Origin of the sequence: Amycolatopsis regifaucium (assembly GCF_001613935.1) — a bacterium.
GTDB classification, from domain to species: domain Bacteria; phylum Actinomycetota; class Actinomycetes; order Mycobacteriales; family Pseudonocardiaceae; genus Amycolatopsis; species Amycolatopsis regifaucium.
Map to the genome: position 1 here is coordinate 1 of NZ_LQCI01000021.1, position 7,484 is coordinate 7,484.

General features: G+C 67.0%; 1 pseudogene. It reads left to right on the plus strand.

Features of this window, described 5'->3' with window-relative positions:
• Window positions 1-486: 486 nt before the first annotated feature.
• Window positions 487-7,484: pseudogene (locus AVL48_RS39615) on the plus strand (hypothetical protein); the annotation flags it as partial.

Below are 7,484 nucleotides of genomic sequence, written 5' to 3' on the forward strand. Positions count from 1 at the left end.
GGTTTGCGGAAGCTGTTGCGGGACAAGGACTACCACGGCGACGTAACGGGTCCTTCCGGGCAGGCGCGGGTGTCCGAGGATGGGCGGGTCGAGTATCTCGATACCGAATCCCAGGTGGCCAGTGGCCGGCCGGCCCGGTTCGTCGATCTCGCCACGCCGGAAGCCGCGCTGATTCCGCTGCCTGAAGCCACGGGTCCGGAACCCGCGCGAGGGATCAGCAGGCCGGAGATTCCACGAGTGGTGAGCGCCTGGAGCGGCTGGATTTCGATCACTAATCCGTTGCAGCTTTCCGAGGCTCAGGAGGCGGAACTGTCGGCGTTCGCGGCTCGCTTCGCGGCGAACGTCAAGGTACTCGTCGCGCAGAATCGGGAAATGCCGGATGTGCGGCTGTATGTACACGACACCGTGAATCGGCACGCAGCGTACGGGCAGGCCCAGCATTGGTTACTCGAGGAGAGATTGCGCGCCGCACTCCGAAAGGAGGGAATGAGCGCGCGTGGGCTGGGCATCACCTTCGACCGGCACCTGCAAGGACCTACCCGGGGCAAGGAACTCGTCATCTCCATCGTCGAGTCACCGAACCGGTCGGCGCAGTCCTATCGGGCCACGCGTGAGTTGAACTTGCCGTTCAACCAAGCCAATGTCATCGAGCAGGCCTACCATGCCGACGTGTTGCCGAGTGCCGCGGTCCGGCGGTTGCGGTGGCTGGTGGAGGGCCTGGTCCGACGGGTCGGTGACAATCAGGATCCGAGCGTGCCACCGGTGCTCACCCTGCGGTTGGTGACGGCACCCACGATGGAGGAGACGCGGAGGAGCGGTGTCATCGCCAAGGTGAACGACGCGGTGCGGATGGCATTGTCGGGCGCCTCCGAGGAGGCGATCAGGCAGTTCATCGACAAGCACATCGAGTTGAGCGTACTCGTACGGCCGGGCCGCCCGTCGATACTCGCGCTCGATATCGCCGGCCCTCAGCATGCTTTGGACAGGACGCCCGCTGAGCCTCGGTTGATGTTGCCCTGGGGTGATGAAGCGCAGGCGACGGAGCCGCAAGCCGCGGTGCCGGAGGCAGGCCCTTCGGCCGTCGGCCCGGCGGGTGGCGTGGTTCCGCTTCCCCCTGCCACCGGTGCCCCGATCTGGTTCGAAGGGAGCGGTCGTGCACCGGATGCCGCTCCGGTGGCCATGTGGTTCGCCGCGGTGACACATTCCGTCCCGCCGAACATGGCCGAAACCGGCCGGAACGCGCTGCACGGTTTCCTGGATGTGTTGGCCCGCAACGTCAAGCTGCTCGAGCTGAATGGACGGGAGCCGCTGGACATCAGGCTGGAAGTGAACCTTCCGGTGGCAGAGCGAGCGATGTACGCGGCGGGCTTCTTCGCGACGATGGAAAACGACCTGCGGACCGGGCTCGCGCAGCGGGGCGTCCCCCCGCGAGCGATGACGTTCGCCTTCGATCACTTGGAGAACGACCACCGCGGGGAGAAGAGGCGTGGCGTCGGGATAGTCGTGCACCATTCGGCGAATCAGCCGGCGTGGGGTTACCAAGCCGCGAGAAGTCTCGACCTGGCGCTTTCTCCGCGAGGTCAGGTGTTACCGGTGGCGGTACGGCGGCGGTTGGGGTGGATGCTGGAGGGGCTCGCCACGCGGGTGAAGGACAATGACGATCCGGTTCGCCGACCCCGGCTGATCATCGATCTGCGTGCTTCGGCGCCGCTGCTTCGTCGGCAGGCGGAAGTGATCGAGCACGAGGTGAACGCCGCGGTCCGGGCGGTGCTGCGAGGAGCGCCCGAAGCGGAGATCAGCCGGTTCATCGGAGAGCACATCGAGTTCCGGCGAGCTCGCGGGGACAAGGTGACTGGCCTGTTCCTCGACCTCGAAGGGCCGGAACACCCACTGGACCGGGTCTCAGGTGCGCGCGAGCTGAAGTTGTCATGGTCGGCCGAGGGTGAGCGGGCGTCCACCGTGGATCGGAGGGAGACGGTGGCTCCACCGGTCGAAGCCGCGATTCCGTTGCCCGTCGTGCAAGCCGCTCTTCGACCCTCGCCGGTCGTCGGCGTGCCGGATCCCGTCGCCGAGGTGTCCTGGCGGGCCGAGTTGCCGATGAGCGGCCCGGTGCGGCTGTCACCGAGGGACGAGGCGTCGCTGGACGAGCTGGTCGAGCGCATCGCGCGGAACACCGTGGAGCTGGGGCGGTCCGGACGGGAGCCGTTGGACATCAGGCTGCGGGTGACCGACACCGTGGAACGCCGGGCGGCGGTGTTCGAGATGCTGGAGGAACGTCTGCGGGCCGCGTTGCGGGCTCGTGGTGTGGATGCGGACGCGGTGTGGTTCGCCTTCGATCGTCTGGATACCGGTCCTCATGACGGTGAGGCGCCCAGTGCGGAGGTATCGGTGCGCCGCTCACCGAATCGTCCGGTACGGGAGTACCGGGCCGCGAGGAACCTGACGCTGCCTTTTCTGCCGAACAGTGTGGCGTTCTCACAGGCCTCCTGGCGGCGGTTGGGGTGGTTGATCGAGGGGTTCGCCCGGCGGGCGGACGACAGCGACGAGCCGGGCCGGCGGCCTCGCCTGGTCCTGCAGCTCGGTTCCGCGCCGGAGATGCTCTCGATGCGGACGACCGCGGTCACCATCCAGGTGGAAGCCGCGGTGCGGGCCGCGTTGCCGTGGGCTTCGGACGAGCGGATCGGACGATTCGTCGAAGAGCACATCGAGTTCCGGCACGAGCCGTCGTCCGGGGATCCGGTGCTGACGCTGGAGGTCGAGGGACCGGTCCATGCCCTGGACCTGACTCAGGCCGAACACCCGGCGGCGTTGTCGTGGACCGATCCGGCCCCCGGGATCACCGAGCCGCCCGCACCGAATCCCGCTGGGACTCCCGGACCGCTCCCGCCGCCCGAGCCACCCGACCGGCTGTTCCCGTTGCCCCCTGCCCAGGGCCCCGTGCTTCGGACGAAGTTCAACGTGCACAAGGTCGGGTTGGACGCTCCGGCGGAATACAGCTGGTCCGCGGTGCTTTCGGCGACCGGTCCACCCCGGCTGTCCGCTGTGGACCGGCGCGCACTGGACGAGCTGGCGGATCGTCTCGTCCGGGACGGCAAAATTCCGACGCCAGGACACGAGACGTGGGATGTCAGGGTGCATGTGACCACGAAGTACGGTCGAAGCCCTCAGTACGGCCACACCCTGTTCGACCTGACGAAAGAAGCCCTGCGTTCCGCGTTACGGGACCGGGGTGTCGATCCGGAAGTACTGCGGCTCGACTTGGATCACCTTTCGCACCGGGCCACCAAGGGTAAACCCGAAGGTGTCGGGATCACCGTGCATCGGTCTCCGGATCTGTCCGAGGAGTCTTATCGGAACGCGCGTAGTCTCGACCTGCCCTTTCTGCCACGAAACGCGGCGCTGTCGCTGGCTTCCCGGCGCCGGCTGGGTTGGCTGGTGGATGGCCTGGTGCGGCGCGCCGAGCAGAGCAATGATCAGAGCCGGCTGGTTCTCGATCTCCGCAGTAAGGACTCGATGATCGAGGATCGGGTGCGGACGATCACGGCCGAGGTGAACGAGGCGGTGCGTGCGGCGCTTCCGGGTGCTTCCGACGAGCGGGTCAAGGCGTTCATCGACGATCGCATCGAGTTCAGGCAGGTTTCTTCCAATAAGTACAATCCGGTTCTGTTCATCGATGTGACGGAGCCCGCGCCTGTCGTGGAGACTCCGGTCGGTGAAACGCGCGCCGATGAGCTGATTCCCTTGCCCGCGGCCAGGAACGCGATCCGCCCCGCGGCGATCGCTCGTGTGCGGGATGCTGTCGTGCTGGTCGGCTGGCGGGCCGAACTTTCCGCGACCGAGACACCGCGGTTGTCCCCGGAAGACGACATCGCGCTGGGCGAGCTGGCGAGTCGCATCGCGCTGAACACCGTGGAACTGGAGCGGTCCGGCCGTGAGCCGGTGGATGTCAGGATGACCCTGACCGACACGCCCGAGCGGCGACGACAGTTCGGCCCGGAGCTGTTCGCCAAACTGGAAGACGCGCTGCGGGGTGCGCTGCGTGCGCAGGGGATCGATGCGGACGCGGCGCGCTTCTCCTTCGACCGGCTGGAAAGCACCGTGACGACGGACGCGTCGCCCAGTCTCGAGGTCACGGTGCACCGGTCATCGAACCGGACGGTGCGGAGTTATCAGGCCGCCAGGGACCTCCAGATACCTTTCCTGCCGCGTACCGCCGAGTTCTCGCAAGCCGCGCGTCGGCGGCTGGGATGGATGGTGGAGGGGCTGGCCGAGCGGGTGCGGGACAACACCGATCCGGGTGAGCGGCCTCGGCTGGTTCTCGATCTGCGTAGTTCGCCGAGGATGACCGAACCGCGGATGGGTGAGGTCACGGTCCAGCTGAACGCGGCGGTGCGAAAGGCCCTGCCAGGAGCCTCTCGGGAGACGATCGAGCAGTTCATCGAGAACCACATCGAGATCCGTTCGGAGCCATCGGATCGGAACGCGGTGCTGTACCTGGACATCCAAGGTCCCGAACATGCACTGGACAGGCTGCCGACTCAGCCCCGGCTGCAGGTCAAGTGGACTGACGCGGCGGTCGTATCGGCCGGCGCGGTGTACTCTTTGCCGCCCGCGGCGGGCACCTCGTCGTGGCCTCCGATGCCAGGGGCCCGGGCCGGACTGGATCCCGTCGCCGACCACAGCTGGTTCGCCGCGGTGGAGACGGATCCGCCGCGCTTGTCACCGGAAGATCAGGCGTCGTTGCGCGAGCTGGCGGATCGCATCGCGAGGGACTCCAGGGACCTGAACCTGTCTCAGCGGGAGCCGTTGGACGTCAGGCTGCATGTGACAGACGCCCCCGATCGACGGGAACGGTTGGCGGCGGTGCTGTTCGAGATGCTGGAGGACGCGCTGCGGACGGCGCTCGAGCAGCGCGGAGTGGCCCCGGAGGTGATGCGGCTGGTTTTCGATCACCTCGAGCACGATCTCCGCAAGGACAAGCCCCGGGGTGCCGGGATCACGGTGCACCGGTCACCGAACCTGTCCGTGCGGAGCTACCAGACCGGGAAAAAGCTCATCTTGCCCTTCCTCCCCCGTAATCCGGAGCTTTCGCAGGCTTCCCGCCGTCGGCTGGGGTGGATGGTGGAGGGGCTGGTCGAGCGGATACGGGACAACACCGATCCGAACGAGCGGCCACAGCTGATTCTCGAACTGCGTACGCCGCCGATGATGGGCACGCTGCGGGCGGAGGTGGTCGCGGCCCAGGTGACCGCGGCCGTGCGGTCGGCGTTGCCGGCCGCCTCCGAAGCCCAGGTCAAGCAGTTCATCGAGGACCACATCGGCTTCCGGCAGCGCCACTCGGAGCGGAAACCGGTACTGCTTTTGGAGATCGAAGCCCCCGAACACCCGATGGACGCAACACCGGTCGAAACCGAGCTGGCCGCCTCGCTGATCCCGCTGCCCGCCGTCGTGGACGTCCCGTCGCGGCCTCCGATGACCGATGACCACGCCGGGGCGGCTCCAGGGGTGGTCGCGGTGTGGCAAGCCGGCCTGACGACGACTCATCCCTCGCGATTGTCGCACTGGGATGAAACGTCGTTGGATGGGTTCGCGGCTCAGATCGCACGGAACAGCGTGGAACTGGAACGGCACAACCTGGAGCCACTGGACGTCAAGTTGACGGTGACGGACACCGCGGCGCGGTGGCGGGAGCACGGGCCGGCGTTGATCGAGCTGGTGAAGACGCGGTTGCGGGCGGCCTTGCCGGACGGGGGCACCGTCGGCCCCCTCGAAGTCGAGGTGAATGAAGGTGAACCGCCCAGTGCCGGGCTCGTGGTGTACCGGTCACCGAACCGATCCCGGCTCAGCTATCAGGCGGCGAGAAATCTCGATCTGACTTTCTCGTCCCTCGGCGCCGAGCTTCCTCGTGCTTCTCGTCGTCGGCTGGAGTGGATGGTGGAGGGGCTCGCCCAGCGTGTGCGGGACAGCACCGATGCCGCACAACGGGTACGGCTCGTCCTCGAGCTGCGTTCGACGAAACGCGATGTCGTGGCCCTTGAGCGGCCGGTGACCACGGCGGTGAACGAGGCGGTGCGGGCCGCGCTTCCTTCGGCGTCGGAAGAACAGATCAGGCAGTTCATCGAGGACCACATCGGGGTGCGGCGCGTCGTCACGGCCACCGGGGCCCCGGCCCTGCGGCTGGACATCGAGGGGCCGGACCACCCCCTGGACCTGACGCCTGCCGACCCGGAACCGCAACTGTACTGGTCCGAGTCGAATCCGGTGGTGGACACCACGAGATCAGGAATCACCGGTCTCTTCCACACGGTGAACGAAGAAGGTGCCCAGCTCTTTACGGGCGACGAATGGAAGTTCAGGACGTTCGGCACCTGGCTGGGCGAGAAGATCGTCGGCCAGGAACCGGACGTGGAACTCCCGGACGTGCGATTCACGGTACGGCTGCAGCGAGGCTCGGGTGACACGTCCCTTCAGACGAAGGTGCGGGAGTACCTCCTCGGCTTGGTGCAGGAGGGGATGCGGGAAGGAGGGATGTCCCCGGCCGCGGCACAGAACTTCACCTTCACCTGGTCGTGGGCCAAAGACGCCGGCGGTTATGACGGCCTGGTCTCCGTGCGGTCCCAGGGCACGCCGGGACGAATACCGGAGCACTACCGTCAAGCACGCGCACTCATAGATTCCTTCCTGAGCTCCCGTACACAGCTACCGGTGGCCGTAGAGCGGCGGCTCACCTGGGCACTGGAGGGTTTCTTCGGTCGGTTCGCGGCCGCGGCTGCCGAGCGACCGAGCTTGTTCTTCGACCTCACCGGTTCTCAAGCAGTCGCTGCAGAGCGGCTGAAGGCGTTCGAAGAGTTGACTTCGAAAGTGCTGACGGAGCTTTGGAACGCTCGTGGACGACGGTCCGGCGTGCCTCCGGTCGAGCAGATCATGCGCGAGCACGTACGGATGGAGTGGCGTCCGACGCTGAAACTCCCGCACAAGCACAGCTTCGCGCTTCGGGAGACGGTCCAGGGCGAGGCCGGTGGGCCGGTGGACGACGTCCTGCCGGAGGCGACAGCACCGGCAGCGGCGCGCCCGGCACAAGCGTCGAACGCCCCGGAAGAAGTGGTGGAGGTGGACTCGCCGGAAAGCACGGCCGTGACCCCGGTGGACGAATCGGGTGACGTGATCATGTCGGACGCGGGTGAACCCCCGATCGACCACGACTGGCTGGGTGCGGCGTGGGAGAACGCGAGAACCGCACCCTGGGAAGAGTCGACGCTTTTCCCCGCACAGCCGGTCTTCACGACTCCGTCGCCGTTGCGATGGCCCGAACAAGGGGAGGGATCGGGTGATCGACCGTCCGTGGACGACATCGACCCGGAAACCTTCGCGTCGATGGGATTCGATCCCGCGGACTTCGCCTACCTCGGTGATACGCCGGACAGCGTGACGTTGGATCGCCCGGTGGGGTCTGTCGGGGATCCGGTGTCGTTGGTGGATGTGGT